The 3,861-nt window shown below is 57.1% G+C and carries 6 protein-coding genes and 1 pseudogene; 4 read left to right on the top strand and 3 right to left on the bottom strand.

All coding sequences use genetic code 11. The annotated features are described in order from the left end of the window. Positions 1 to 337, top strand: a pseudogene (locus tag EXE44_RS15860) (hypothetical protein); the annotation flags it as partial. Positions 338 to 809: 472 nt separating this feature from the next. Here the strand turns inward: EXE44_RS15860 and EXE44_RS15855 are convergent. Continuing rightward, positions 810 to 1,112 (bottom strand): hypothetical protein, encoded by a 303-nt coding sequence (locus tag EXE44_RS15855; protein ID WP_137706748.1) that lies wholly within the window; start codon positions 1,110 to 1,112, stop codon positions 810 to 812. Positions 1,113 to 1,199: 87 nt separating this feature from the next. On the opposite strand from EXE44_RS15855, the gene EXE44_RS15850 reads away from it, so the two are divergent. Continuing rightward, the gene (locus EXE44_RS15850; RefSeq protein WP_137706954.1) at positions 1,200 to 2,024 is read left to right on the top strand and encodes an IS5-like element ISHla3 family transposase; all 825 of its coding nucleotides are present in this window, start codon (positions 1,200 to 1,202) and stop codon (positions 2,022 to 2,024) included. A 7-nt stretch (positions 2,025 to 2,031) separates the two neighbouring features. On the opposite strand, the gene EXE44_RS15845 is transcribed toward EXE44_RS15850, so the two are convergent. Next, complete coding sequence (locus EXE44_RS15845; RefSeq protein WP_137706789.1) at positions 2,032 to 2,424, bottom strand: hypothetical protein; 393 nt, start codon at positions 2,422 to 2,424, stop codon at positions 2,032 to 2,034. Positions 2,425 to 2,541: 117 nt separating this feature from the next. Here EXE44_RS15845 and EXE44_RS20865 point away from each other — a divergent pair, with 117 nt between their 5' ends. Continuing rightward, the gene (locus tag EXE44_RS20865) at positions 2,542 to 2,694 is read left to right on the top strand and encodes a hypothetical protein (RefSeq protein ID WP_199241231.1); all 153 of its coding nucleotides are present in this window, start codon (positions 2,542 to 2,544) and stop codon (positions 2,692 to 2,694) included. After that, on the top strand, positions 2,687 to 3,367 hold the full coding sequence (locus EXE44_RS15840) for a resolvase (protein WP_137717909.1): 681 nt from the start codon (positions 2,687 to 2,689) through the stop codon (positions 3,365 to 3,367). Before EXE44_RS20865 ends, EXE44_RS15840 begins: the two co-directional genes overlap by 8 nt. Before the next feature lie 148 nt (positions 3,368 to 3,515). Here EXE44_RS15840 and EXE44_RS20305 read toward each other — a convergent pair whose 3' ends face one another. Then, positions 3,516 to 3,683: a hypothetical protein gene (locus EXE44_RS20305; protein ID WP_158293475.1), complete on the bottom strand. Its 168-nt coding sequence runs from the start codon at positions 3,681 to 3,683 to the stop codon at positions 3,516 to 3,518. Between the last annotated feature and the right edge of the window lie 178 nt (positions 3,684 to 3,861).

Below are 3,861 nucleotides of genomic sequence, written 5' to 3'. Positions count from 1 at the left end.
GAGTGGGACGACGACGCGGACCGTGGAGGCGTCGGCCGTCACGGAGACAGAGCCACCGATTCACATCGACTGTGACACCTGCACGTGGACGGTTCGAACCGGATTCATGCTACCGTTTCTAACCGATGCCCGTGTACTGGCAGCTCTAGACGCGGTGGGCGTGGCAGTCGAGGAGTGCTTTCCGTGGGAACTCCCTAACCCGACGGCGACGGTGACCGACACCGAACCCGCGGAGGTCGATCTCGTCGTGACGACTAGCGAGGGCGAAGTGACGATCACCACCGACAGCGACCTGTCGGTACAAGAGATCCGGACAGACTGCCGGGCATCGGAGTAGTCGACGTGAGCGGTCGATGTGCTGCTCTGGCGAGGATGCCTGTAGTAACCGGTTAGGTGGATGTCACGATCTTATTGAATCCATTCTCTACATGTTTCACCGATATTCTGATATATTTCACACAAGTTGCCACTCATCATAGTACGTGTCCCCCCTCTATTGAGCGTTTAGAAGGGTTCTTCCTGAAAACGTGTTCTCTACCGGTTAGTGCCTTCGACACCCCACTCGGACTACCTTCTGACATCTCGCCCAGAAACGGTTCACTGACTGGCCCGCTTACGATACGACACCGCTGTACGACCGGCACTCGCTCGCTGCGCTCGAAGAAGACATTCGGACCGTCGCCACGGTCTGGTTCACACACGAGGCCCACGCCTCCGTCGACGAGTTCGCCTGCAACTACCCCCTCGCCTACCATGATTTCGGACCGAACGACCGGTACGCCAGCTCGTCACAGTACCAGATGAGCCAGCTATTCCGAGTCTTCCTGCTCGAAACACTCCACGGCTGGGACCACGAAACGGCCCTGCTCGAGTATCTTGACCAGCAACCGGAGCTTTGTGAAGAACTGGGATTTGAAACCATCCCAGATCAATCGACGCTGTGGCGTAACTGGCACTAGCGGTTCACGTCCGATCTCCAGGAGACGGTCCAGACGGCTGCGCGGACGATTCTCATCAAAGCGTCCCAGGCGGGCGTTGCCGTCCCCCGCGAACCCGACATCAGCCATCCACTGCGCGATACCGATGATGAGGAGACGGATCTGAACGACCAAACCGTCCTCAACTGCTGTGTTGTATAGCGATCTAATCAGCTGTTATCACGGAGTAGAAGGACGAAGCCGAGGAAATCGATTCTGTCCATGGAAGTCGATCTCCTCGACTTCGTTGAGCAGTGTCGTCGCCTAGTCAAACAAGCGTTGGGAAAGCACGCGGGCGAGCCCGCCAGCGGCGGGTTCGCCCGCTGGAAACACGTTGTGCTCCACTGTCTTCGGCTCGAAGACGGCCACAGCTACCGAGAAACGCCGAATCGGCTGAAGTATATGGCCGAGATTCGTGACGCACTCGGCTTAGATCCAGACGATCTCCCAGACTACAGCACGATCTACAAGTCGTTTGATCGGCTGAAAATGTGGGTATGGCGGGCGCTGCTGCGCGTTTCCGCGCAGCAGCACCCGCAGTCCGGACACGCTGCGCTCGACAGCACGTTCTTCGACCGGCGACGTGCCTCCTCGTACTTTCGCCAGCGGGCAGGACGGACGATACAGACGCTGAAAGTGACGACATTGACTGATGTGGAATCACTAGCTGTTCTCGACGTTCACATCACAGCGCGGTGGAAGCATGACACGAAGACGGGACCGCAGGTCGTCCGGCGAAACGCGGACGACCTGCAGTCCGTCGCCGCCGACAACGGCTTCCAAGACTGGCACACCGAGTACGAAATCGCCGCACACGACATCGATTACCTCGTTCATTATCGCGGCTCGTCAGCGAACGCAGCCGCGAAAAACGCTCTGAACCGGGCAAAGGGCTACTCTCAGCGGTGGATGGCCGAAACATCCTACTCGACAACCAAGCGCTCGCTCGGCGATGCCGTGCGAGCGCTTGGCTGGTATCGGCAGTTCCGTGAAATCGTCTTGATGTTCGCCATTACCAACATAGAACCACTGTGTGAGCCGCTGTAACCGTGACTCAGCATCTATTCAACACAGCAGAATGGGGAGGAAGTGAGTTATCCTCAACATTTTGAATAGAAACATACGGGCCGTTCGGTGCTTCAATTGCCTGTAGTTCTTCCCACGAGTACGTTTGACCCGATGGGTTAAATTCTATATCGGCCTGCTTAGCCCTGATTACAGCGGATCTATCCCCTTCATTAGCAAGGGTGACTACACTGGAAAATCGACTTTTTGAACGGGTGTTGCTGTAAGAGTCTCTGGAGTTTGATGCCCGAACTGAAACATCAGATTGTTTCGTTTTGAGGTGGCTCTGGTAGAAATCAGCCCCGACAATCAGCAATGTAACCGAGGAGACGACCATGCTACCGACAATAGCCCACTCAACGAAGGTAAGATCCGGAAGCATCTGTTGATATATCACTCTCACCGGCATAGAATTAGCCTGTTGGTGTACAGAAAACCGGGGTTATCTGAACACCTACATTAGAACTAAGTTTAGGCCTATACACAGGCCTATACAGAGATGACGAAAACGAGAGTCAGTCAGGGGGCGAACGGGCAGTACAAAGTGACGGTGCCGAAGGGACTCGCGGAGGCGATGGAGCTCGATGGGAAACGGCTTGATTGGAAGGTCAAATCTGGGAGTTCGTTAGAGGTGACCGTGGTCGATGAGTAGAGCACTCGCGTGGATCCGAAAGTCGAAGGGAGATGATGACGACGTCGGCCTCGAAGAACAGCGGGAGGTCGTTCCTAGTCTCGCCGCCGAGCTGGCCGACGAGGTGGAGAGGCTTGACCTCGGAGTCCACACTGGTTTCTCGACGATGACACGCGACGACGAGGCAGGGCTACTCGGCCAGAGCGAGCGTGTCACCGAGCGCGTCGACGAGCTACGGTCTGGTCGATTCGACTACTTGGTCGCACTCGATGATCGCCGAGTTTGCCGTGACGAGTACCTGCGCGTGATCCAGTACGCCGCCGGGCAGGGTGACGCCGAGATCGTCTACGTCGGCGAGGTCAACGAAGACGATCTCACCTTCGATCTCAAAAGAAGAATCGAACGCGACACCAAAGAGGAGGAGATCGAGAAGTCCCGCCGCGCGATCGAGCGGCGCAAAGAGCAGGGGTACGACCACGGCCGACCGCGGTTTGGGATGACTTACGACGCGGACGGCCACTACCAGGTACCCGGTGAGGAGTTTGACACGGTGACAGAGATCTTCCAGCTTGACAACGTCGGGAAGAGCCGCCGGGAGATCGCGGACGAGGTCGATGTCCCGGTGGCCACGGTACAGAATGTTCTCGACCGTCGCGAGTGGTACGTAGAGCGTGAGCAGATGGCTGAGATATAGCCTTCACGAGCCGAACCTACAGACGATCGTGTGAAACCACGCCTTGATGCGAGCGGCTTGGAGTTCTAGACCGTGATCCGTAGCCGAATAAGGGATTCGCGTACACGCCGCTACTCGGGTGAGTCTCGAAAATAGACGTCGAGCCGAACTACTGGACCAGCTCGAACGTCACCGACTCGTCTGTTTCATCGACGCGGAAGTGCGCGTCGGCCAACTCGTCGTCATCAATGAGACCCCACTCGCGGAGCTTCTCTTTCGGGATGGTGACACCACCGCTCCCGCCGAGGTCTCGCAACTTACGGATCTCGCCAGACATCACCTGAGAGTGACGCTGAAGCGTCTTTAATCCTCGCACTTAATGCGCGTAATGCGTTTATTCCCCCACATTCTCCGGGTTATAGAACCGCGACACTCGGATTTCGGGACGCACCATGACCGGTGTAATCCCGACCGGAGGTGACGCCTGCGCGTGAGTGGCGTCGCCGACGGCGATG

The sequence above is a fragment of the Halorubrum sp. SS7 genome, assembly GCF_005435055.1.
GTDB classification, from domain to species: Archaea; Halobacteriota; Halobacteria; order Halobacteriales; family Haloferacaceae; genus Halorubrum; species Halorubrum salinarum.
This window is presented reverse-complemented; position numbering and strand designations above follow the sequence as displayed.